Source organism: Xenorhabdus sp. PB30.3 (genome assembly GCF_963895965.1).
Classification (GTDB): Bacteria; Pseudomonadota; Gammaproteobacteria; order Enterobacterales; family Enterobacteriaceae; genus Xenorhabdus; species Xenorhabdus stockiae.
Map to the genome: position 1 here is coordinate 1 of NZ_CAWQMW010000157.1, position 25,853 is coordinate 25,853.

Here is a 25,853-nt window from a genome sequence, read left to right on the forward strand (position 1 = left end):
AAACAGTAGACATTGAATTTCTTAAAAGTGCTGTTTTATTCATTTAACTTTAACAAATAATTTCACTTTAAAAAATTAATGCATTCATTAAATATTCTTATGGAAAATCTCTTTTAATATTATAAATAGAAATTAAGACAAGAATTTAAAATCCAAATTAATTAAACCTCAATAATAAAAAAGATAAAAACAAAAACATTAGACCAAATAAAAAGTAGTAGATGACCAAATTATAATGCATTAATGAAAATAACATATCTACCACACTAGAAAAACAAGAGAATATAATATGAAATATATTTTACTAATTTTATCTCTATCAGCATTTTATGCTTATCCTTATGATCCCTCTGCCTACTCAAACCCTAATAGGCACGTCTGTTCTATAGCTTTAAACAATCAAATCTATAACCCATCTGATTTTTTTAATAATAATTTAAGATATAGAATAGCTGAAAATATAGGATCAGTTACAGTCTCTATTCATAATGATGATGGAACAACAAGAAATATTACTATCGAGGTTGCTCCATTAGTAAGAGATGCGGCAGATATGTGGAATCAACGCCTTATAGCAAGGAATAGCCCTATTCGTCTTACAGAAATACCTCAGGGCTCATCGAGTGATACTGATTTTCAAATCACCAGAGCAAATGATGCGCAACAGACAAGTTTGGGTTCGGATTTAGCTGAAACAACTTTAGTTTTACCTCCTGAAGTCCAAGAGCATATAACAAATCAAGTTTTTAATAGACCTGGAATAGTCCTAACTAATACATTCAATTATCCAAGAGAAACTTTCAACACCATTAGAAAAACGTTAAATGAACATTATTCAGAACCCCACGTTGCAAAAATATTGGTTTACCATACCATAGCTCATGAGTTTGGACATGCTTTAGGTCTGACGCATCCCGGGTTGCTTGAATTGGGAGGGCTGAATGAAAAAGAAAATAAAATACAATTAGATAGATCAAATCCCGGACACTTTTTTGCTATAGCGATTACAGCAGAAGTTGAACAGGGACAAGCAAATGCCAGAGTACCATTAATGACAAGTAACGATACCTATTTTCTCCGATTACGTAACCAATTAGGCAGGCAATTAGAATATAACGATCTCCGCCCATCAGAATTAGAACTAAACGCTATAGCGACAGAAAATGCATGCGGTGATTCACCTTCACCTCAGTCTAAAAGAAATGTTACGGCCTCAGAAATTTGTAAAGAAAAACCTCGTATATTTTACCCTATAGCGCAAGCACTGATACCCATTTATCAAACACAGTTATTTAACTAACCTTAATTCCGTTTAAGCCATTACTGAAATATCGTTTTCTGTGTGGAAAATTTGGTCATGCTCCCAATAATTAGATGTTGCGATAAACTTCTCACTTTTTATTACTGGTGAGATATGGCTAAAGTTGATGTAGTTTGTCGTTACTGTCACAAAACAGAAGATGTCAAAGGACATGGCAAAGGAAGCAGTGGACAGGCGGTAAACATCACCATTGAACGGGGGCAGTTGATTATCCGGCTGATTAAGAATGACTGACGGCTAAAAAAGAAGACCCCAGCACTTGGCTGGGATCTTTGTATTATCTCCGTGATTTAAATGGTTTGTAACGCATCCACCAATCACCTATACCTATTATCAATCCTGTCACCACACTTGCCTCCAAAGTTTTTTTCATATGCTCAAATGAAAAAATAAAATCACCACCAATAAATAACCAAATAATGCAGTTGATGATACAGTGGATTAACAATCCCATAAGAAACAGGCCTACCATGCATAAGATAGTTATGATAATAAAATATTTCAGTTGATCATTCTTCCGATTCATCCATTTTCTCCTGAATTTTCTCCTTAGTATAATTAACTCCTTGTTGAGTCAATGTGTTTGTGGTTTCGGTTCCCCAAGCAGACCCCACATTTCCTACGATATTAGGCAGGTGATGTGGCTTCATATCCTTCGAAAGTCCATAGTCACCTTTTACGGCCCCTTCCCGCAATTTAGGATTAAATTCACTTGTCAACAATTGGCCAAGCTTATTTCCAGTAATAGCAATTTGCCCAAACCATACCCTACCCAGAACCTATTGCAGAACCGGCAGTATTTAAACCCATTGAATATAGATCATCCCCCTTTCACCACACTGCCTAGTGCTCCCATGCCGGTATTCCAGCCCACCTTTCCCCAAAAACCGGTATTCGCCGTGGCTGCCCCTGTCCAGAACGCAACAATAACATCACTCGGAATAACAGTGCGATTAAACATATATTGAATACCTGTAACCGTACCCGCCATGAAGACCGTAATACAGGCAAAACCCGTTATTACAGCCAACATCCCAGTCTGCATCTTAAAGGCAACTGGCTGGAAGAGGCCGCGTTTACCACCGGACAGGCGGTGAATATCACCGTTGAGCGGGGGGCAACTGATTATTCAGCTCATTGAGAAGGACTAGTAGCTAAAAAGGAAGATCCCAGCGCTTAGGCTGGGATCTGATTGCTATATTATGCAGGTATTTTTGACAGTAATGTATTCACTTTATCTATATCTTCAGGATGAAGTTTTAAATACTTTTCACAGGCTAATCTGACGTAATGGTAACAAGTTTCTTCAGTTACAATAACAGTATCTTCTTCTGTTGGAGGATACCCAATAGCAAATTCAACACCTTCAAAATGTTCAGTTTCATCATAACTATCCATGTCAGGAAAATTACAATAAGCCCCATCAACACTTAATGTCCATTTTTTTGACAGTAGCTCTATAGCATCTAAAAATTTACCATCCTCATACATTCGTTCAAAATATGACACGATAATTAAATCTAAGCCTAAACCCATATCAAACTGACTAAATAATTCTTTTTTCATATCAAATCTCAATTAGGATGAAAATTTCTTACTCTTCCTGTTATTTTATCGACATATATTCTGAAACTTACTCCATCAACAATAGCGGTGGATTGTCCGCTACCACTAGCCATGGCATCTTTATAACCTTTTGCAGAAGCTTGCTGACCCAATTCTAAAATTTTTTGATCGGTAAAAATTTTAGGATCATAAACAGTTTTTGTTTTAATTGCTGGCTTGTATTCCCCAGTAAGATTTCCTGCTCGATCTTTTGTGGGTATTTGATATTTGATCTCTGTAATCCCTAAATAGCTTGTCAAAATGGTAGGAGTATCAAAGAAACTCAGTCCCATTTTTGCGAATTTGGATTTTCCAGAAACAAAAAAGCAAAAAGAAGAACTGAGTTATGGTTAATTACAGCATTCATAAAAGTCGGTTGGTCAAGAAATGGCTGACTCAAAACCTGACAGTAAAATTGTTATTTCTTCCGGTTTATTCTCCTTGGCTGAATAAAAATAAAATAGAGCGACTATGGCAATCATTGCACGAAACCGTCACACGAAACCAAGGTAGGCCGCCACGAAGACCGCAGCACGGGTATGACCCGCTATTACAGCCAACACCCTAGTTTGCATTTAAAGGGCAACTGGCTGGAAGAGGCCGGATTTGCAACCGGGCAGGCGGTGAATATCACCGTTGAACGGGGGCAGTTGATTATCCGGCTGGTTGAGAACAACTGACTGCTATTAATGAAGATCCCAGCACTTGGCTGGGATCTTTAGGTTAAAAGTTATGTATATCAAATACTAATCATCTAATAATCCTGCTGGAATTAAATACATTCTCTTAAACCATTCGTAGCTATGGTCTAACATACTCCTAATTGCATCATCTGAAGCCAATTCATCATAACGCTTCTTGATATTAGCAATCAGTTCTGTAGAAAAATGTATCCTAAATGGTGTTTTACTATACATATCCAGTCCTTCCATAACAGCCTCTAATACTGGCGCTGACATGGTCAAAACATTTTTTTGAGCATAATCAAGGCCGTATTCTTTATTTAAATTAAATAAATGAGCAATACACCTCGAATCTAAGTAAATATCACCTATCTCAGATGACTCTAAAATAAATTTACAATATTGTTCACACAGAGTCCTGTCTAAGCACGATAACTCAGTAAGTGCTTTAGCTGCTTCATCATCAGGATTATCAAAGGAATTAATGTCCAGATAGCCATGATGTATATAACTATCTAACTGTTCCCTCAATGTTGTAACATCTTTTTTCACCATTATTACTCCTTAAATTTTCCTGTTGTCACAGTTGACAGGCGTTTTGAGCCATCAGGTAAAATCGTCCATACTGCATTTATACGGACAGAGTGACCATCACCATTACGACCTTTTAATACGATAGAACTTCTACGATTTTCAGCTGTGACTGTTTTAGCTGAATCAAGTAATTTATCCATTATTAGGACATTATTTTCTTTCGTGTCATGAATCCCTATCGAGTTCAAATCCGCAGCCATAGCACGAGAACGTTCCATTCTCTTAATGTTATCCTTTATTTTCTCTAATTCAGCATTTTTAGCCGGATCTTTAGCAAAAGCTCTCTGATTATCCCTTTTCTCATCCATCAAAACATTTTTACGGGCATGAAGTCCTTCCCAATCTCCAGCAGCCTTACCTCGTAGCCATGACTCTATTTTGCTAACAGGAATATTCGCATCACCTTTTACCGCAGTGATATGTTCTTTTCCATGCATATCCGGCAATGATTTGATTTCAAACTTTTCATCAACATTTTTTGCAAGTGGGTTATTAGGTATTTTTGACTTCCCATCAAATTTACCTGTCGGATGTTCAACATTCGTTACCGTGGCTTGATTCTTCGGACTGTATTTCCCTTCGCCCACGCTCCAGTTGTTGCCTTTCGCTATTTTATCAAGCGCTGAACTATTTTCGGGTTTGACTACCGGTGATTTCCCTTTATTGGACTTTCCTGCCCCGTTGAGCTCAGTCAACCCCTCAACAGCCCCTAATAATGCGCCTATTCCCATATTATATTGAAAGCGTTCCTGATCATTCGTCACCGGCTCAAGCTGCGCAATCGAATAATCAACCAACGCCTGACATTGGGCATTACAATCCGATGCATTTCGTTTTGCTTTTAATGCCGCCAGTTCCTTTTGCTGGTCATTCAGGGAGATATTGGTCGTTTCCGCGAGTGCTTGGTTTTCTGCATCTTTCCGCTTCAACGCATCGAGTAGCCGGGCTTTTTCATCCTCCGTGTTGGCTTTTGACGATTTATCCAGGTATTCCTCGATATCTCTCACGCTCAGGAAGTTATTCTCAATCGCATTCTTCGCAGTCTGCGCCCCGTCAATTCCACCTGCCGTAGAATCCGTTGCCAATCCTGCTGTCAATCCACCAGCCAATGTAGACAATGCACTAATTGTCTGCCGTTTTTCTTCATCTAATTGATCGAGTTCTTCTGGTGTTTTAACACCATAAAGTTGTTCGGCAATGATCGGGGCCATGAGTTCACCAACCGCTGCACCCGTGCCACCTGCTAATGCATCTCCACCATTAGCTTTTGCCAGTACTGCCCCCAAAACTGCATGAGCCATAGCATTGGCAGTTTTATTGACTTCTTTGGTTTTAGGATCAGTCGTCTTATCTTTAATGACTTCAGCCAGATAAGGTGCAGCACCTCCCGCGATTGCTGCTGTTAAATCACCACCGGCCAGTCCTTGTATTGCAGCAGTGGCAGCCATCATGGCTTTATTCAAATTACTACCAGTACCCCATTTCTTCTGCTCATCTTTATAAGCTTTAGTTTCACGTAGTTTAGCATAATAATCAGTCCGTTCTTTTTCTGATGTCCCTTCAGCTGGTTCAGGATTTCCATTCTTGGCCAGTTCTTCCTTACCTGCCTGAATCGCACGAATGTTACCTTCTGTTCGTGCAATGTCTATGGCTTGATTGCTAATTTCGCCGATCAGACGGCTTTGCTGGATACGTTTTTGCTCCTTCTCTTTGTTAAAGATTGGGCTGAGCGTCTGGTTTGCATGTTCTACATCACGACTTAGATCAGCGATATCCTGCTTCTGGTTTTCTGTATCACGAACAATAACCGCTCCTTCGCTGATCGCTGCATGAGTAGTCGAATTAGCATGCCCTTCACGGCTACCACCAACTGGCATTCCCATTGCCATATTTTTTAGTGTTCCATCGTTACCACTACTAACAGGATTACCACCCGACGCTCCTAACGGATTTTTCTGCGCATTGCTGGCAAAATTACCACTAGCGCTAAAGCCCGCGTTCTGGTGCTCAACTTTATATTCAGCTTTATTTTCAATATCGCTGAAACCAAGAGTACCTGTTTCCAGACGGTTTTTATCTGCAGTCGCGGTACTACCAATCACAGCTCCATCTAGCTGGGTATGCTCACCCACTTTCACGTCAAAACCGCCTTTGCCCGCAAAAATACCCGTCTGCTCCTGCACTGAATCATAATTACTGCGCATTTTTTCACGGCTGGCATTGACACTGCCTGAACCCGACATTGTGCCATAAGTGAAGCTTCCCGATGCACTTGCGTTAATCTGTTTAGCATCATAACGATCGCTATCCTGCTGGCTTTGCATGGTCAGATTGCGTCCAACATCTGCCTTAACAGTTTCACCCGTTATCTGTGCACCTGTCAGATTTGTATCCCGATCACTATGAAGATTAACCGTGTTACCGGCATTGAGTGTGGTTTCGATATAATTAGTTCCTGTCCCTTTTTCAAAACCCCTGCCTTTATTAGCACTTGCTGAGATTTGAATACCGGTAGAACCACCGAAAACTACACCAACACCCACGCTACCACCACTACTTTTATTCTTACTATCCTGCAATTGGCTGTTTTCAGCAGAGACAAGATTTACATCCCGGTTAGCAGATAGGTTGATATCTTTACCCGCTTGTAGCTGTCCACCCTGAATAGTGATATCACCATCTTCTCCTTTTTTACCGGCACCTGTTGCTGTAATGGAAAGATTTTCTCCCGCCGTCAGATTGCTACCCTGAGCAAAATTTTGCTGCAGTTTTTGCGTGGATTTGGAAGATTGAGTTTCCAGAGAAACTTTGACACCAAACGCACTATCCTGCGACGGATCATTGTTCTGTTCTGAAGCTAGACGTGCTGCCTGCACAGCTTGTACGCCGCCTAATGCGACCTTAGTGCCCTTAAGTGCAGCAAGACGGCTATCTTGTTCTTTCTCCTCATTGAACTGCTGAGCTGTTTCTACGGCGGTGTTGATAGCACTGCCTACAGCACCAGATAATGCAGCTTTTATCCCTGTCTTCCTCTGCTCTGCAGATTGTGATTGGTTGAGCTGGCTTTCGCTGGCGGTAATACTGACCTCCTGTCCTTTCAGATCCATATTTCCGCCTGAAATGAGTTCACTACCATGTACCGAAAGATCGCGGCCTGCAGTTACGCTCAGGTTACCGTCACTACTGCCAATCACACTGCCTTTTTCGCTATTAGCATCACCATCAACAGTTCCTTTGTCCTTACTCTGACCAACCATCACACTAACGCCGCTGGATTTTATCCGACCTAACTTTTTCTCTTCATTCGTATGAACAGAATGCTGGGATTCATCCACAGTGGTAATAATCACATCGCGGTTAGCAGCCAACGTAACATCATGGGTACCGGCAATGTGACTCCCTTGTACACCAATATCTCGACCTGCCTGTATTTCTATTTGATCGCCACTCAGAGTGCTGGATTTCGCAGTCTGCTGATCATTTTTGTCATAAGTTGTCGCCTTATTTTTTGACACCTTATTACTATTAACAGAGCTCTCCGTTAGATTGGCTTCGTGAGATGTATTATTTTGCTGATGAGTAAGCAGGAAATCACGCCCAGTCTCAATTTTAAGCGTTTCACCATTTACATGTGTGCCTGCCAGAGTTGTATCCTGTCCACTATTAAGAGTAATGGTTTTACCACTCTCTACTGTTGTTTCCGTCCATGTCGTCCCATTATCTTTTTCAAAACCTTTACTGCGGTTAGCCTTATAATCAACATTTGCCATAGCAACACCGCTCAATCCAAGATTGACACTAGCGCCGAGTTGCTTGCCACTGCTGCTATCTTCTTTATCAGTTCGGTGAGTATTAGCAGCCCCTGCCAGAGAAATATCTTTTTCAGCCTGCAAAATAGTATTTTCACCGGCTTTAAGCTGGCTACCTACCACAACTAAATTACCGGCTTTTTCACCTCCTTCCTGACCGGTGGCTGTAATAGATAAGTTATTACCTGCATTAAGGTGCGAGCCAACAGTCATATCCGATTCTTTATGAGTACTGGATAAACTTTTTTGCTTGCCTAATGTAGTCTGGAAAGAAAGTGACGGCATTACAGGATCTTTACCTTCAAGAAGATTTTCTTCTGCTTTATCATGTGCAGCCTGAGTTACACTCAGAGCAGACTTAATATCATACAGTGCAGAGACCCGACTATTATCACCTTGTTTATCCTGCTGCGACATGGTTTGAGCAGCAACCGCTAAGCTACCTTGAGATCCGCCAAAAGAGACACTCAATCCTTTACTTTTTTGTTCGAAAATCTCATCTCGGGTCAGTTTGTTACGCCCAGCTTCAATCTGTACATTACTACCGCTAATTGTTAGATCCTGACCAGCAATCAGCTCACTGCCACGTACTTTAGCTTCTCGTCCTGCATTCACAGTAAGGTTACCTTGGCTACTACCAATTAAGCTGCCTTTTTCGCTCTCACCATCACCTTCTGAGGTTCTCTTCTGGCTGGTTTTACCAACCATGAAACCAACACCACCAGACCCCATCAGACCGGATTTTTTCTCTTGCTTCACATGCTGCTCAGTAAACGATTCTACGGCAGTCGTCACCTGCACATCCCGGCCAGCCACCAATGCAACATCCTCTGTGCCAGCAATATTACTGCCTTTGACATGCAAATCTTGCCCTGACTTCACGATCACCTTATTTCCACTCAGTGTCGTGCTCAATGCTTGGCGCTGATGAACTTCATCGTGAGTTTCCGTTGATTCGGAGGAGAAGAGACTCTTATCTTGACGATAATGGTGTTCCGTCAGTGAACGTTGCATTTCACCGGACTCCAGTGTCATATCTCGCCCTGCCTGAACGTGTAAATCACCACCTGCAACAACTTCAGCTGCTTTCACTTTCAGGTCATTGCCGGCCAATAGTTGCATAGAACCTTCACTGTCCAATGTGCTGCCGATATCAGTTTTTTCATACTGGTGCAGGTAATTTTTGCTGTCCCAGTCATGGTTACGGGTTGTTTCCGTTGTAACAGTATTGATACGCAGGTCATTACCAGCACTCAGTGTTGTTGTCCCATGTTTACCCTTATTGACAATTTCACTGGCAGTCAGGGTGAGGTTATTGTTTGCATATAAAGCCAATTCACCTTGATCATTGGTAACATAGATACCTGCAGTACGGTCAACCCACTGGTCAGTACCCTGACTACCTACGGTAGTCGCACTGGTCAGATTATTACCAGCTAACAGCGTCACTCTGTCATTCCCTCGGATTTTTCCGCCCAGATTATTAATATCTGCACGCGCTTGTACCACTACCTTATTACCTCTGATTTCTCCCTTGTTTTGCACGTTTTCAGCGGTGAGCTGAGTGATCTCCCTTCCAGAAATCTGTCCGCTATTAGTAATATCCTGCAAAGCATTTGCCAGTACTCGTTGTCCAGTCAGTAATGCTCCACCACCAGTCAATTCATCCTGTTTCACTCGCGCATAGACCTGCGGTACCATTACTGTCTGTACCGAGCCATTCGGTAAGGTAACTTGACGGTTTTCCAACCAAACTATATCGGTTGTCAATAACGCCATTTGTGAAGATGTCAGAGTAACACCCGGTGTCAGCCCGTAACGCTTGCCAAAAGCTACACCTGAATTCATCAGCGCCTTAAACTGCTCTTCATCATTGCTGTAATTATCAAGATAGCGATGCCCAGTCAACTGTACTATTTGGTCACGTATTAGGCGCTGCTCATAGAAACCATCACCCAGACGTTTATGCATGTTACTAGGGTTGTTGTCCCACTGCTTCTGCATATAATCCGTACTTAACCACTTCTTATGATCAGTAAAACGGCGATCAGTTTCGACTAAAGGGGTATTGGGATTCTCAAGGTTTATGGTAAATAAACTGTTATCCGGTAAATTGGTATCTACATGAATACGACGAATGTCTAATTCTTGCCCGGAGTATACATTCTGAGCAGGCATCGTCTGGATTTTATTTAGACTATCCAGTTCCATCTGATTAGGTAAGTCTGTCGGCTTTATTAGATCTAACTGATTTGATGAATCCGTCACTTTCACTGGCTCTAATGTATTTGTCACATCAGCTACTTTCACCGGTTCTAATGCATTTGTCACATCAGGCACTTTGACAGGTTTTGATGCATTTGCCCCATCTGCCACTTTCATCGATTCTAGTACGTTTGTTGCATCCACCACTTTCACCGGTTCTAGTACGTTCTCCGTATCCGCTACTTTCACTGATTCTAATACGTTTGTCGCATCCGCCACTTTCACCGATTCTAATGTGTTTGCCACATCAGCCAATTTCACCGACTCCAACGTATTTGTTGCATCTGCTATTTTCGTCGATTCTAATACGTTTGTCGTATCCGCCACTTTCACGGATTCTAATGTGTTAGCCACATCAGCCACTTTCACCGACTCCAACGTATTTGTTGCATCTGCTACTTTCACCGATTCTAACGTATTTGTTGCGTCCGTTATTTTCACTGGTTCTAGTGCATTTGCCGTATTCATCACTTTCAGTGACTCTAATACGTTTGTTGCATCCACCACTTTTACTGGTTCTAATGTGTTTGCCGCATCCGCCAATTTCACCGACTCTAACGTATTTGTTGTATCCGTCACTTTAACTGGTTCTAATGTGTTTGCCACATCCGTTGTTTTTATTACGACTGACGAATTCGATGTATCTACGCTTAAGTTGCCACCCTGTATAGCAATATGGCTCGTTTCTATTGGGTTATCAGATAATGTTAGAGGCTGACGAGCATCAGGTGAACTACCGATGCCAGTACCGTTAGTATTAGACTGATATTCCATCAGATGCAACGGTAATGTGGTAATGGTTTCAAAGGGCCCATAATCTGATGTACTAACACCACTTTTTTGGGGCTTTCTTTTGAACCCTCTTCTTTTGGGGGGTTTTGTATGTTTAGTGCTGGTACCCACATCTGTTAATACACGCTGCCCTGTAGCTTCAAGATTGTCCAGTTTGTTTACTGAAGCAAGTAAATCACCACCTGCTACAATACGGCTATTTTCATTGACATGTTGATATCCTAATAAAGTCAGATTTTTCCCTGCGATCATGGTGGCCGGATCTTTATTCAACACTTGAGTCTCAGAAGTTACATGATCATATTTGTACTCATAAAAATTTTTATAAAAACCCTCTGGCGTCCATAACTTATGTTCACGTTCGTTAACTCTGGCTGTAATACGTTCATCAGTCGCATCATAGATAGGACTAGATCCCGAAACCTGAAACTGATGGCGGTTCTCACGGGAAACTTCCACGGGTTTATCCGTCAGCTTCAGATGAATATCTTTGTTCTCCAGCAGAGCTGTTTTGATAAATAGATTATCGCCCGCTTCAATATTCGCACTGTAATTATTTACCCTTCCCGCTTGCCCTACCGCATGATAGTTTTCATCCAAACGGCTGCCGATTTTCATATCACCTGAACTGTAAAGCAAAGCGTGATCCTTATTTAGCAGCATATCATCAACACCGATATCCAACCGATCACGAGCGGCAATAACCGCGCTTTTTTCTTGCTCTTTCAAGTTATTCAACGTTTCGGCTTTTATTGCCACATGATCGCCATAAATGCGCCCTGTGCCTTGGTTGGTCATTGCCGAAGTTTCAATATGAGTGCGTACGCCGTCGATCAAGCCACGATTCTGTAGGTTTTCTGCCTTAATATGGGTATTAACCGCACTGATTTCTGCTGTTTCAGTATTGTTGACCTGTGGCGCTTCTATTTTTAGAGTATTACCAGACAGAATCTGGTGTTTGTTGGTTACGCCCATCGCTGAACGTAGGTTCAGGTTGCCATTAGCAGCTATCGTTTTTCCATTGGTGAAAGCCTTATTTAAGCTGATATCCATATCACCTTGTGACAAGACGTCCCCATCTCCACTCAAGCTTCTTGCGTTTATCTGCGCTTGTTTGCCTGCAATCAACGTTCCATCAATGTTATTAATTGTGAGTGAATTTTTATTTTCATCTGTCATCGTCAGGCTATTAATACTACTGATAAGCCCTTGACTATTATCGACTGAATTTTGAATATGCAATGTCTGTTCAGAAGTTGACCGAATTGCACCTGCTTTATTGTTGAGTTCCGTTGCTGTTAAAAACAGACTGTTCGCTTCTATGCCTTTATCTTCTTTGTTCAGGGTAACACCATTGATAAGGGTATCTGTACTGGTGGACAATACTTTTCCACCACGGATAAGCCCATCACTGTTGTCGATTTGCTCAGTCACAATCAGTGACATATCATCCACCGATTGTATCTGACCTTGCTGGTTATTTAGCAAACGAGTTTTGATATCTGTCGTGCCCAGCGAGAGGAGTTCTCCTTGCTGATTGTCGAACGATTGAGTACCAGTATTAATAGTCAGCTCGGTTCCGCCCTGAATCTTCCCTTTTTGGTTATCTACTGTACCTGTATGTAAAGTTGTCTTACCATCAGCTGCCAATAACCCCTGCTTATTGGTGAGTAGCTGCCCTTGGGTATCTACCCTCAGATCCGCTGAGGATTGTAATTTACCTTCTGTGTTGTTCAGCGCTTTACTGTGTAGTTTGACACCATCATTACCCGCTATCTGACCTTTTGTATTATCAAGGTCACCGGTTTCCAATTTAGCTTGAGCGTTTGCAATGATAATCCCCTGTTGGTTATCCAAGTCACCACTGTGTAATGTGACTGTTCCCTCTGCAGCTAATTTACCTTGCTTATTAGTAAATTTCTTGCCTTGAGTATCAGTATTGATATCCATAGCAGAAAGCAACTGGCCAGTGGTGTTATCCAGCGCCTGACTGGTGATCATCAGTCCTTCATTGCCTGCGATATGACCTTTTATATTATTGATATCGCCGGTTGTCAGCGTAGTTTTAGCATTAGCGGCAATCTCACCTTGCTTGTTATTCAATACATTATCTTGTGTATTTACGGTCAGATAGTCGGCAGACAATAATTTTCCTTCGGTGTTATCCAGCGCCTGGCTGGTAATGTTCAACCCTTTATCACCAAAAATCTCACCTCGGATATTATCGAGCTCTCCGGTTGTCAACGTGATCTTAGCGTTGGATGCAATGATGCCTTGTTGGTTGGTGAGTTTTTGTTCTTGTGTATTGACTGTTAACTCCGCCGCAGATTGTAATTTACCTTCGGTGTTATTCAATGCTTGGCTGGTAATCTCCAGCCCTTTATCACCAGTAATTTGACCCTTCGTATTATTGATATCACCGGCTGCCAGTGTAGTTTTGCTATTTGACGCAATCAGGCCTTTCTCCGCATTACTCAACCGTTTCCCCTGCGTATCTACGGTCAGATCAGCCGCTGACAGCAATTTTCCCGTGGTATTATCCAGTGCCTGACTGGTGATCTTCAGTCCTTCATTACTCGAAATTTGACCGTTACTATTATTCATATCACCCGTTGTCAGCGTGGCCTTAGCGTTGGATGCGATGATGCCTTGCTGATTGGTGAGCGTTTGTCCTTGCGTATCTACCGTCAGATCGGCGGCAGACAGTAATGCCCCTTTCGTGCTGTCCAGTGCCTGACTGGTAATTTTCAGCCCTTTATCACCTAAAACTTCACCTCGGATATTGTCCAGTTCCCCCGCTTTCAACGTGGTTTTAGCATTGGATGAAATGACACCTTGCTGATTGGTGAGCTTTTGCCCTTTCGTATCCACCGTCAGATCAGCGGTAGATTGTAATTTTCCTCTCTTATTATCCAACGCCTGGCTGGTGATCGTCAGTCCCTGATTGCCGGCAATTTGACCTCCGGTATTGTTGATATCCCCCGTTGTCAACGTGGTTTTGCCATCGGAGGCAATCAGGCCTTTCTCCACATTACTCAACCGTTTCCCCTGAGTATCTACGGTCAGATCCGCAGCTGACAGCAATTTTCCCGTGGTGTTATCCAGAGCCTGGCTGGTGATCATCAGCCCCTCGTGGCCCGAAATTTGTCCTTGCGTATTGTTGATGTCACCGGTGGTCAGTGTCGCGTTGCTATCGGATACAATGACACCTTGTTGGTTGGTGAGTTTTTGTCCTTGCGTATCCACAGTCAGATCTGTGGCAGACAGTAATTTCCCTTCCGTACTATCCACCGCCTGACTGGTGATTTTCAGTCCTTTATTACCCGAAATTTGACCTTGCGTATTATTGATCTCACCGGTTGTCAGTGTGGTTTGGCTGTTGGAGGCAATCATTCCCCGTTGGTTAACCAGCTCCTTATCCTGCGTATTTACGGTCAGGCTGGCGGCAGACAACAATTTTCCTTCCGTGTTATCCAGCATATAACTGCTGATTGCCAATCCTTTATCACCTAAAATTTCACCCCGGATATTGTCCAGTTCCCCCGCTGTCAACGTGGTTTTAGCATTGGATGAGATGACGCCTTGCTGGTTGGTGAGTTTCTGCCCCTGCGTATTGACCGTCAACTCTGCTACAGACTGTAATTTTCCAGCAGTATTATTCAGCGTCTGACTGGTAATCGTTAACCCCTGATTACCGGCGATTTGGCCTTCGGTATTATTGATATCTCCCGTTGTCAGCGTGGTTTTAGCATCGGAGACAATCAGACCTTTATCAGCATTAATCAGCTGCTGTCCCTGCGTATCTACGGTTAAGTCATCCGCTGACAGCAATTTGCCGGTGGTGTTATCCAGCGCCTGACTGGTGATCTTCAGCCCCTCATTACCCGAAATTTGACCGTTGATATTATTAATATCGCCGGTTGTCAGTGTGACGGTACTATTAGAGGCAATTATCCCTTGTTGGTTATTAAATTTTTGTCCTTTCGTATCTACGGTCAGATCGGCGGCAGACTGTAATTTTCCTTCCGTGCTGTCTAACGCCTGACTAGTGATTTTCAGTCCTTTATCACCAAAAATCTCACCCCGAATATTGTCGATTTCCCCTGTTGCCAAGGTGGTCTTGGCGTTGGATGCAATGATGCCTTGCTGATTGGTGAGTTTCTGCTCCTGCGTATTGACCGTCAATTCCGCTGCAGACTGCAATTTACCTTCGATGTTATTCAATGCCTGGCTGGTGATTTCCAGTCCTTTATCACCAAAAATCTCACCCCGGATATTGTCGATTTCCCCCGCTGTCAGCGTGGTCTTAGCATTGGATGCAATAATGCCTTGCTGGTTGGTAAGTTTCTGCTCCTGCGTATTGACTGTTAACTCCGCCGCAGATTGTAATTTACCTTCAGTATTATTCAGTGCATCACTGGTAATTACCACACCTTCATTGCCACTGATCTGACCTTGCGTATTATTGATATCACCTGTTTTCAGTATAGTTTTACTATTGGACGTAATAATACCCCGCTGGTTAATCAGCTCCTGATCCTGTGTATTGACCATTAACTCCGCCGCAGACTGTAATTTACCCGCGGTGTTATTCAGTGACTGACTGGTGATCTTCAATCCGTTATTACCAGCAATTTGACCTTCAGTATTGTTGATATCACCGGTTGTCAGCATAGTTTTGGCATCGGATGCAATCAGGCCTTTCTCCGCATTACTCAACCGTTCCCCCTGCGTATCTACGGTCAAATCAGCCGCTGATAGCAATTTCCCGGTGGCATTATCCAGCGCCTGACTGGTGATCGTCAGCCCTTCGTTACCCGAAATTTGACCGTTGATATTATTGATATCACCGGTGGTCAGTGTGGCCTTGCTGTTGGAGACTATCACCCCTTGTTTATTGGTGAGCGTTTGTCCTTGCGTATCTACCGTCAGATCGGCGGCAGACAGTAATGCCCCTTCCGTACTGTCCAGTGCCTGACTGGTGATTTCCAGTCCTTTATCACCTAAAACTTCACCCCGGATATTGTCGATTTCCCCCGCTGTCAGCGTGGTCTTAGCATTGGATGCAATGATGCCTTTCTGATTAGTAAGCTTTTGCCCTTTCGTATCTACCGTCAGATCAGCGGTAGATTGTAATTTTCCTCCTGTATTATCCAACACCTGACTGGTGATCGTCAGTCCCTGATTGCCGGCAATTTGCCCTCCGGTATTGTTGATATCTCCCGTTGTCAACGTGGTTTTGCCATCGGAGGCAATCAGGCCTTTCTCGGCATTAATCAGCTGCTGTCCCTGCGTATTTACGGTCAGATCCGTAGCTGTCAGCAATTTTCCGGCGGTGCTATTCAGTGCCTGACTAGTGATCGTCAGTCCCTCATGGCCCGAAATTTGTCCTTGCGTATTGTTGATGGCACCGGTGGTCAGTGTCGCTTTGCCATCGGAGACAATACCCCCTTGCTGATTGGTGAGTTTTTGTCCTTGCGTATCCACGGTCAGATCAGCCGCTGACAGTAATTTCCCTTCCGTACTATCCAGAGCCTGACTGGTGATTTTCAGTCCTTCGTTACCCGAAATTTGACCTTGCGTATTATTGATCTCACCAGTTGTCAGTGTAGTTTGTCTGTTGGAGGCAATCATTCCTCGTTGGTTAACCAACGACTGATCTTGCGTATTTACGGTCAGACTGGCGGCAGACAACAATTTTCCTTCTGTGTTATCCAGCATATAACTGCTGATTGCCAATCCTTTATCACCTAAAATTTCACCCCGAATATTGTCAATTTCCCCTGCTATCAACGTAGTTTTAGCATTGGATGAGATGACACCTTGTTGGTTGGTGAGTTTCTGCCCCTGCGTATTGACCGTCAACTCCTCCGCAGACTGCAATTTACCATCGGTGTTATTCAATGTCTGACTGGTAATCGTTAATCCCTGATTACCGGCGATTTGGCCTTCGGTATTATTGATATCTCCCGTTGCCAGCGTGGCTTTAGCATCGGAGGCAATCAGACCTTTATCAACATTAATCAGCTGCTGTCCCTGCGTATCTACGGTCAAATCAGCCACTGACAGTAATTTTCCGGTGGTATTATCCAGCGCCTGGCTGGTGATCTTCAGCCCCTCATTACCCGAAATTTGACCGTTGATATTATTAATATCGCCGGTTGTCAGTGTGACCGTCTTATTGGAAGCAATCATCCCTTGTTGGTTATTAAATTTTTGTCCTTGCGTATCTACGGTCAGATCGGCGGCAGACTGTAATTTTCCTTCCGTGCTATCCAACGCCTGACTGGTGATTTCCAGTCCTTTATCACCAAAAATTTCACCCCGAATATTGTCGATTTCTCCCGCTATCAACGTAGTTTTAGCATTGGATGCAATGATGCCTTGCTGATTGGTGAGTTTCTGCTCCTGCGTATTGACCGTCAATTCCGCTGCAGACTGCAATTTACCATCGGTGTTATTCAATGCCTGACTGGTAATTGCCACACCTTCATTGCCACCAATCTGACCTTGTATGTTATTGATATCTCCGGTTTTTAGTGTGGCTTTGCTATTGGATGCAATGACACCTTGCTGGTTAATCAGCTCCTTATCCTGCGTATTGACAGTTAACTCCGTCGCCGATTGTAATTTACCGTCGGTGTTATTTAATGCCAAGCTGGTGATTTCCAGCCCTTTATTGCCGGCGATTTGTCCTTCGGTATTATTGATATCTCCCGTTGTCAGCGTGGTTTTGCCATCGGATGCAATCAGACCTTGCTCAGCATTAATCAGCTGTTGTCCTTGTGTGTCTACGCTCAGATCAGCGGCCGACAATAATTTTCCCTTTGTACTGTCCAACGCCTGACTAGTGATTTTCAGTTCTTCGTTACCCGAAATTTGGCCCTGTCTATTATTGATGTCGCCAGTTGTCAATGTAGCTTTACTATCAGAGACAATCTTCCCTTGTTGATTGGTGAGTGTGTGCCCTTGGGTATCCACGGTTAGATCAGCAGCAGACAGTAATTTTCCTTCCGTGCTATTTAGCGCCTGACTGGTGATTTCCAGTCCTTTATCACCGGTAATTTGACCTTGCGTATTATTGATCTCGCCAGTTTTTAGTGTAACTTTGCTGTTGGACGCAATCACACCTTGTTGGTTAACCAGAGCACGATCCTGCGTATTAACCGTCAACTCCGCTGCAGATTGCAATTTGCCATCGGTGTTATTCAATGCCTGACTGGTAATCGTTAACCCCTGATTGCCGGCAATTTGACCTTCGGTATTATTGATATTTCCCGTTGTCAACGTGATGTTAGCATCGGAGGCAATCAGACCTTCCTTAGCATTAATCAGCTGTTGTCCCTGCGTATCTACGGTCAAATCAGCCACTGACAGTAATTTTCCGGTGGTATTATCCAGCGCCTGGCTGGTGATCTTTAGCCCCTCATTACCCGAAATTTGACCCTGTGTATTGTCAATATCACCGGTGGTCAGTGTCACTTTGCTGTTGGAGACAACCACTCCTTGTTTATTAGTGAGTGTTTGCCCTTGCGTATCCACGGTCAGACCGGCAGCCGATTGTAATTTCCCTTCCGTGCTATCTAGTGCCTGACTGGTAATTTCCAGTCCCTTATCGCCAAAAATCTCACCCCGGAGATTGTCGATTTCTCCTGTTGTCAACGTGGTCTTGGCGTTGGATGCAATAATGCCTTGATGGTTGGTGAGTTTCTGCTCCTGCGTATTGACCGTCAATTCCGCAGCAGACTGCAATTTGCCAGCAGTGTTATTCAATGCCAGGCTGGTGATTACCAGTCCTTGATTGCCGGCGATTTGGCCCTCGGTATTATTGATATTTCCCGTTGTCAGCGTAGTTTTGGTATCAGAGGCAATCAGGCCTTTCTCAGCATTTATCAGCTGTTGTCCCTGCGTATCTACGATCAAATCAGCCGCCGACAGTAATTTTCCGGCGGTGTTATCCAGCGTCTGGCTGGTGATCTTTAGCCTCTCCTTACCCGAAATTTGACCTTGCGTATTGTCGATATCACCGGTGATCAGTGTCACTTTGCTGTTGGAAACAATCAGCCCTTGTTTATTGGTGAGTGTTTGCCCTTGCCTATCCATGCTCAGATCGGCAGTAGATTGTAATTTCCCTTCCGTACTGTCCAGTGCTTGACTGGTGATTTCCAGTCCTTCGCTACCCGAAATTTGACCTTGCGTATTGTCAATACCACCGGTTGTCAGTGTGGCTTTGCTGTTGGAGACAATCAGTCCTTGTTGGTTGGTAAGTGTTTGCCCTTGCGTATCCACGGTCAGATCGGAGGCTGATTGTAATTTACCTTCCGTGCTGTCCAGCGCCTGACTGGTGATTTCCAGTCCTTTATCGCCAAAAATCTCACCCCGGAGATTGTCGATTTCTCCTGTTGTCAACGTGGTCTTGGCGTTGGATGCAATAATGCCTTGATGATTGGTGAGTTTCTGTCTGTGTGTATTGACTGTCAATTCCGCCGCAGACTGTAATTTGCCTGCGGTGTTATTTAATGCCAAGCTGGTGATTACCAGCCCTTTATTGCCGGCGATTTGTCCTTCGGTATTATTGATATCTCCCGTTGCCAGCGTGGCTTTAGCATCGGAGGCAATCAGACCTTTCTCAGCATTAATCAACTGTTGCCCCTGCGTATCTACGGTCAAATCAGCCGCCGACAGCAATTTTCCGGTGGTATTATCCAGCGCCTGGCTGGTGATCATTAATCCCTCATTACCCGAAATTTGACCCTGCGTATTGTCAATATCACCGGTGGTCAGTGTGGCTTTGCTGTTGGAGACAATCACCCCTTGTTTATTGGTGAGTGCTTGTCCTTGCGTATCCACGGTCAGACTGGCAGCCGATTGTAATTTCCCTTCCGTGCTGTCCAGCGCCTGACTGATGATTTCCAGTCCTTTATCACCAAAAATCTCACCCCGGAGATTATCGATTTCCCCCGTTGTCAACGTGGTTTTAGCATTGGATGCAATGATACCTTGTTGGTTGGTGAGTTTCTGTTCCTGCGTATTGACCGTCAATTCCGCCGCAGACTGCAATTTGCCAGCAGTGTTATTCAATGCCAGGCTAGTGATCGCTAGCCCTTGATTGCCGGCGACTTGGCCTTCGGTATTGTTGATATTTCCCGTTGTCAGCGTGGTTTTGGCATCAGAGGCAATCAGGCCTTTCCCGGCATTAATCAGCTGCTGCCCCTGCGTATCTACGGTCAAATCAGCCGCCGATAGCAATTTCCCGGTGGTATTATCCAGCGCCTGGCTGGTGATCGTTAATCCCTCATTACCCGAAATTTGACCCTGCGTATTGTCAATATCGCCGGTTGTCAATGCCACTTTGCTGTTAGAAGCAATAATACCTTGTTGGTTTGTGAGTGTTTGCCCTTGGGTGTCCACGGTCAGATCAGTGGCCGACAGTAATGTCCCCTCTGTGCTGTCCAGAGCCTGACTGGTGATTGCCAGCCCTTTATCACCGGTAATTTGGCCTTGCGTATTATTGATTTCACCGGTTTTTAGTGTGATTTTATCATTAGAGGCAATCACACCTTTCTCAGCATTAATTAACTGTTGTCCCTGCGTATCTACAGTAAGATCAGCCACAGACTGTAATTTTCCGGCCGTGTTATCCAGCATCTGGCTGGTGATTGTCAGTCCTTTATTGCCAGCAATTTGGCCTTTAGTGTTATTAATGACACCCGTTGTCAACGTGGTTTTACCATTGGAAGCAATGACACCTTTTTGGTTGGTGAGTATCTGTCCTTGGGTGTCCACGGTCAGATCAGTGGCCGACAGTAATTTCCCTCCAGTACTATCCAACCGCTGACTGGTAATTTCCAATCCTTTATCACCAGTAATTTGACCTTGCGTGTTATTGATCTCACCAGTTGTCAGTGTAGTTTTACTATTAGAAGTAATTACACCTCGCTGGTTAGTGAGTTTTTCCCCCTGCGTATCTACGGTCAGTTCAGCCGTAGACCGTAACCTACCTTCTGTATTATCCAGCGCCTGACTGCTTACTTTCAGCCCACGGCTACCGATAATTTCACCTTCTTTGTTATTAATATTGCCTGTTGTTAACGTTAGTTGAGCATTGGTGGCAATCTTACCTTTCTGATTCTTCAGTTCTCCCACTGCCATGTTCAGATCATTACCATTTAGTAATGTTCCTCCGGTATTATCCAGAATATCATGAGTCAGTTGCAGTGAAGTGTTGCCAGTTTGCTGGATAAACCCTTCCTGATTTTCCAAAACCGGTGCTTTTAGACTCAGTACCTCCCCGGATAATTTGCCGCCGTTATTTTTCCATTGTGTCGGCGCGTCCAGATTCAGCTCGTGTTTGGCAACTAATGTTCCATGAGAGGTATCCACATCAGCCTGTGTGGCCGTCAGCGTGATATTAGTGGCGTAAGTTTTGCTTTGTTGCAAATCGATACTATCGCCGGCTACTTGCAAATCTCCGCCAGCCAGATTTTTTCCATTAGCGATTACTTCATGATGACCATTCAAGACTAGATTGCCAGTACCTGTGGCTTTTCCATCAGTATCAATACCTGCGGCTAGCGAGCCTTGGTTCGTACTCTTGATGCTGCCCGCATTTAATGTGGTATGCCCCGTTGCAGTAATTGTTCCACTATTTTCAATTTTACCGTCTACATTAAGTATGACGTCACCCGCTTGCGCACTAATCTCGCCAGCATTATGAACTACCGTAGACTGCAATTTTTCCTTGGGGTTATCAGATACCGCACTTGTGATTGTTACTCCTTCTTTGGCAACAATTTGACCTTTTTCGTTATCTAATTCACCTGTGTGGAGGGTCAATGTTTGGTTACTAACAATTTGACCGCCTTGAAACGAGACAGTAGGTTTTCCTTCATTTTCGCCAATAATCTCAATGAAGTTATTCGTCAGTTTTTGACCCTGCGTATCCACGGTCACATCCGCTAACGATTGCAATTTACCTGCTGTGTTATCCAGCAACTGACTGGTGATTTCCAGCCCTTCGTTACCCGAAATTTGACCTTGCGTATTATTGATCTCACCGGTTGTCAGTATGGTTTTTCTGTTGGAGGCAATCGTTCCCTGTTGGTTAATCAACCTCTGATTCTGCGTATCCACGGTCAGAGCGGTAGCAGACAGTAATTCACCGGCAGTGTTATCCAGTGCTTGGCTACTTACTTTTAGCCCTCTACTCGCGGCAATTCTGCCTTCCTGGTTATTGATATCACCTGTTGTCAATATTGCCTGTGCATTAGTGATAATCTTACCTTGCTGATTATTCAGTGATCCCACTGCCATATTCAGATCACCAGCGCTCAGCAACTCTCCTTCAGTATTATCCAAAGTCTTTTGTGTCAGTTGCAGAGAAGTATTTCCTGTTTGCCGGATAGTTCCTTTCTTATTTTCCAGAACAGGCGCTTTCAGATTCAGTGTCTCTCCTGACAGTTTGCCACCGTTATTTTTCCATTGTGTCGGAGTATCCAGACCCAGCTCATGTTCAGCAGCCAATGTCCCATAAGAGGTATCTATATCAGCCTGTGTGGCTGTTAATGAAATATTTTTGGCATAAGTTTTGCTATTCTGTAAATCAACTCTGCTGCCGGTTATTTGCAAATTTCCGCCCGCCAAATTTTTTCCATTAGCGATTACTTCATGGCGGCCATTCAACACCAGATTACCATTACCGGTAGCATTTCCATTCGCATCAATACCCGCTGCCAGTGCGCTCTGGGTAGAACTATTGATGTTATCGGCATTCAGAGTAGTATTCCCAACAGCGACAATCGTCCCACTATTATGTAGAGCCTGCTCTGCATTCAGTATCAGATCCGCTTTTGCCAATACTTTTCCTGAGTTCACTACATCTTCATGGTTAGAGAGTTGTAGTACATTTTGGCTGTACAGCATCCCGCTGTTTTCAATTTTACCTTCCGCACTGAACGTTACATTACCAGCTAATGCACCAATTACGCCTGCATTGCGAACCCCTACACCTTTTTCCGTACCACGCAGAGTAATAGCATTAGCATACATACCGCCTATAGCAGCAACATCCAGCGCAAACTGTGGTTTATTCGCATTATCATCAGGCTCGGTTGCTACGACCTGCATATCACTACTGACTTTATTCTGCCCTGTCACCACTTTCAGATCATTAGCGTACAATTTGGCATTCATGTTAACAGCGTTGGCAATCAATTCGGTATAAGCTGCACTTTGTGCATTCATACCATTACCTTCTACCGTCAGTTGTCCTCGATTAACATTAAAGCCTTTCAACTGACCATTTTCAGTAATAGCCTGTCCCGCGGCCAGCGTGGCTTTGTAAGCATTGATAAAACCACATCCACTGCAAGTTATCCCCGCAGGGTTAGCAATCACGACATGCGCTCGTCCACCAGCAACTTCGAGAAAACCTTCCAATCGGCTGGTATTAGCGCTATTTACCTCATTGAGGATGATTTTAGCCTCTCCCTTTGCCAGCCACGGGTTTGCCGTTATCATTCCTCCCAACTTAGTCTGAGTATTTTTGTAACTGTTATTGAGGATAGCTCCCCGTGTCCCAACATCAAACTGGCTGTATTGGTTACGTGAAATTCCCTCAGAATTCGGTGTTTGAATGTTGATTTGTGGCAAACCGTTAGCTGTTGGCAACACAGTAGGCTGCTGATTACCGGGCGCATTTCGGTCAGCGACAATATTAGAGTCTGGTTGTGCGGAAACTGTAACCAGCCCAGAGGCCAGATAAAGTGAAAACGACAATGAAGAAAGACTGAACAGGCGCGAACTTAATGTCTTAGATTTTTGTGTTCGACGGGCAGTACTTCCCTGACCACTCTGGGCAATATCTGCCACTACCATGAGCATTTGGCGAGCTTTGTTAAAAATAATACGATATAAATGTTTGTTCATAATCAGCCTGCCTCAATCAATAGTTCCAATTCACGCTAAAGTTCACATTGGTATACCCGGTCTTAAATCCATCCGGTTTGGAGAACGGAGTACCTACGCCAAAGTCATAGCTAACATTGGCGATATTCACATTACCCCGCACACCAACTACACCACCAGCCAGATGTCGGCCAATTAATGGGTGCCCATCCATACCGCGTCCACCTACTTCTCCGTAATCTCCCCCCAGATAAAACTCTTGTGAAGGTAATAACGTTTTCCAGGCCAGCGTATTCCTGAGATACCAGCCTCGATCTGCACTTAAAGATCGTTCACCGTCAAAGCCCCTGATAGTCCAGCGGTTACCTATACTGAACTGGTCTTGTGAAGTCAGCTGTGTGTTACTCATCTGACGCAGATATTTAGCCTGATAACGGAATGACTGATCACTAATGCTGAATGGTATTTCAAGATCTACTGACCATTGGAGAATTTTGGTAAGTGCAGTTGAATGGTCATCACCCGAACGCCACTCTTCAAACGCAGGCTGTGCCCCGAACCAACGAGTACCACGCTGATAACTGACACCAGCATCGAGTATTGCTGTTCCCAGATAATGGCGGTGATTCAGCCCCAGCTTCCAATCAGTAGTATTGCGTTCTTGAGAAGCTATTTTGGCTTTACCGAGAAAATTCTTGCTCTGCCGTAGTCTGACTTCATAGGTTGCAGTAGTTTTGGATGTGGCATTCCGGTGTAATACACGGCTTAGCTGGGTAATGAAACTGTTTCCTTCACCACGATATAATGTATCCCCGCTACCATATAACGGCACAGTTTGGGCATAGGTATAGTGACTACCCGTGACACCAAATTGCCAGTAACCGAAGGGTACAGAATAATGAGCACTGTAATTTTTAGTATTTTTTTTGCCGGCAAAGCCGAGGTCACGGCTAGCCGTTACATAAAACAAATCGCTTAATGATGTTGGGTTATCCAGTGCCAGCATCAACCCGCCCTGATAGCGCCCGGTACTTTTATTGCCACTATCATCTACCCAAGAACCTACCCGCCAATAACGTGATTGCTGGCGATGAATGACAATATCACTTTCGCCCGGCTTAGCTGCGGGCACTAACTCCATTTTTGCCTGAACAGTTGGGAGACGCTGGAGGTTTTCCAACCCCTGCTCCATATCGCGTAGGTCAAATAAATTTTCTTCATGGGCAGGAATTGCGGTATACAGAGTAGCGTAATGATTAGACTCTGGTGTTCGGATGATTTGATGGATTTTACCGGCCAACACGACCAGTTTCAGTTCGCCTCCACGCAAATCTTGTTGGGGAGCCAATACTCGACTAGTAACCCAACCATGGCTGACCAATCGATCCTGTATATTACCCATCAATAAATTAATACCCTGAGAACCTAAACAGTGTCCATTTGCCTGATCTGCCAGACGTTGTAGAGGCAACCAGTGAGGAAGATCTTCTTGACCTGATAACATTACTTGATGGATAACAAAACAAGGAGATTCCTTAGGGAATTTCAGGTTAGAAACAGATGAGGCATCATCCAAAAGCCTGACTGTTGGCGCTTTTGCTTCAAGACGTAGCTCTAATGCTTGTTGCTGTTGTTGCTGATATTGCTGTTGTTTTTTTTGTTGTTGGTCGTGAATAGAAAATTGGTTATCTGCGTGCACTGGCTGAGAGACAAAAATAGCCCACCCTGCCAACCCTATTAGCATATTGCTGGGAGTTACCTTTACCATAATTGAATCTATAATAATATTAAATGTTATTTAATTTTAAGAGGGAAATCAGAGGGGACATATTATAGATTAAGTTGCACCATTTTCAATATAACATTCTGTTTTTAATA

At 43.8% G+C, this 25,853-nt stretch carries 8 protein-coding genes and 5 pseudogenes; 5 read left to right on the plus strand and 8 right to left on the minus strand.

What is annotated here, in order from left to right; genetic code table 11:
* Positions 1 to 289: 289 nt before the first annotated feature.
* Together AACX38_RS15745 and AACX38_RS20810 are read left to right on the plus strand one after the other, a co-directional pair.
* Positions 290 to 1,300 (plus strand): hypothetical protein, encoded by a 1,011-nt coding sequence (locus AACX38_RS15745; RefSeq protein WP_228864882.1) that lies wholly within the window; start codon positions 290 to 292, stop codon positions 1,298 to 1,300.
* A 114-nt stretch (positions 1,301 to 1,414) separates the two neighbouring features.
* Positions 1,415 to 1,492 (plus strand): annotated as a pseudogene (locus AACX38_RS20810) (IS1 family transposase); the annotation flags it as partial.
* A gap of 338 nt (positions 1,493 to 1,830) precedes the next feature.
* Here AACX38_RS20810 and AACX38_RS15755 read toward each other — a convergent pair.
* Positions 1,831 to 1,971 (minus strand): hypothetical protein, encoded by a 141-nt coding sequence (locus tag AACX38_RS15755; protein ID WP_228864884.1) that lies wholly within the window; start codon positions 1,969 to 1,971, stop codon positions 1,831 to 1,833.
* A 170-nt stretch (positions 1,972 to 2,141) separates the two neighbouring features.
* Positions 2,142 to 2,282 carry a hypothetical protein gene (locus AACX38_RS15760; RefSeq protein WP_228864885.1) on the minus strand — a complete coding sequence of 47 codons (141 nt, stop codon included), beginning with the start codon at positions 2,280 to 2,282 and terminating at the stop codon, positions 2,142 to 2,144.
* Positions 2,283 to 2,285: 3 nt separating this feature from the next.
* Here AACX38_RS15760 and AACX38_RS15765 point away from each other — a divergent pair, with 3 nt between their 5' ends.
* On the plus strand, positions 2,286 to 2,462 hold the full coding sequence (locus AACX38_RS15765) for a SymE family type I addiction module toxin (RefSeq protein WP_370630639.1): 177 nt from the start codon (positions 2,286 to 2,288) through the stop codon (positions 2,460 to 2,462).
* Positions 2,463 to 2,521: 59 nt separating this feature from the next.
* On the opposite strand, the gene cdiI is transcribed toward AACX38_RS15765, so the two are convergent.
* Together cdiI and AACX38_RS15775 are read right to left on the minus strand one after the other, a co-directional pair.
* Positions 2,522 to 2,887, minus strand: a complete 366-nt coding sequence (gene cdiI, locus AACX38_RS15770; RefSeq protein ID WP_228864886.1) for a ribonuclease toxin immunity protein CdiI — start codon at positions 2,885 to 2,887, stop codon at positions 2,522 to 2,524.
* 8 nt (positions 2,888 to 2,895) lie between these two features.
* Positions 2,896 to 3,186, minus strand: coding sequence for a CdiA family toxin C-terminal domain-containing protein (locus tag AACX38_RS15775; RefSeq protein WP_228864887.1), 291 nt, complete (start codon positions 3,184 to 3,186; stop codon positions 2,896 to 2,898).
* A gap of 83 nt (positions 3,187 to 3,269) precedes the next feature.
* On the opposite strand from AACX38_RS15775, the pseudogene AACX38_RS15780 reads away from it, so the two are divergent.
* Positions 3,270 to 3,431, plus strand: a pseudogene (locus AACX38_RS15780) (transposase); the annotation flags it as partial.
* Between the two features lie 22 nt (positions 3,432 to 3,453).
* Positions 3,454 to 3,606, plus strand: a pseudogene (locus AACX38_RS15785) (SymE family type I addiction module toxin); the annotation flags it as partial.
* A gap of 66 nt (positions 3,607 to 3,672) precedes the next feature.
* Here AACX38_RS15785 and AACX38_RS15790 read toward each other — a convergent pair.
* The 4 genes and pseudogenes from AACX38_RS15790 to AACX38_RS15800 form a co-directional block, all read right to left on the minus strand.
* On the minus strand, positions 3,673 to 4,164 hold the full coding sequence (locus AACX38_RS15790; RefSeq protein WP_228864888.1) for a hypothetical protein: 492 nt from the start codon (positions 4,162 to 4,164) through the stop codon (positions 3,673 to 3,675).
* 1,046 nt (positions 4,165 to 5,210) lie between these two features.
* Positions 5,211 to 7,097, minus strand: a pseudogene (locus AACX38_RS20815) (hemagglutinin repeat-containing protein); the annotation flags it as partial.
* Between the two features lie 243 nt (positions 7,098 to 7,340).
* A pseudogene (locus tag AACX38_RS15795) lies at positions 7,341 to 23,996 on the minus strand (two-partner secretion domain-containing protein); the annotation flags it as partial.
* Positions 23,997 to 24,012: 16 nt separating this feature from the next.
* Entirely contained in the window at positions 24,013 to 25,743 is a 1,731-nt protein-coding gene (locus AACX38_RS15800) for a ShlB/FhaC/HecB family hemolysin secretion/activation protein (protein WP_228864890.1), read from the minus strand.
* Positions 25,744 to 25,853 lie beyond the last annotated feature (110 nt).

Coding starts and splice junctions, on each gene's coding strand:
- AACX38_RS15745 (WP_228864882.1), top strand. CDS start 290: ATGAAATATATTTTACTAATTTTATCTCTATCAGCATTTTATGCTTAT.
- AACX38_RS15755 (WP_228864884.1), bottom strand. CDS start 1,971: ATGAAGCCACATCACCTGCCTAATATCGTAGGAAATGTGGGGTCTGCT.
- AACX38_RS15760 (WP_228864885.1), bottom strand. CDS start 2,282: ATGTTTAATCGCACTGTTATTCCGAGTGATGTTATTGTTGCGTTCTGG.
- cdiI (WP_228864886.1), bottom strand. CDS start 2,887: ATGAAAAAAGAATTATTTAGTCAGTTTGATATGGGTTTAGGCTTAGAT.
- AACX38_RS15790 (WP_228864888.1), bottom strand. CDS start 4,164: ATGGTGAAAAAAGATGTTACAACATTGAGGGAACAGTTAGATAGTTAT.
- AACX38_RS15800 (WP_228864890.1), bottom strand. CDS start 25,743: ATGGTAAAGGTAACTCCCAGCAATATGCTAATAGGGTTGGCAGGGTGG.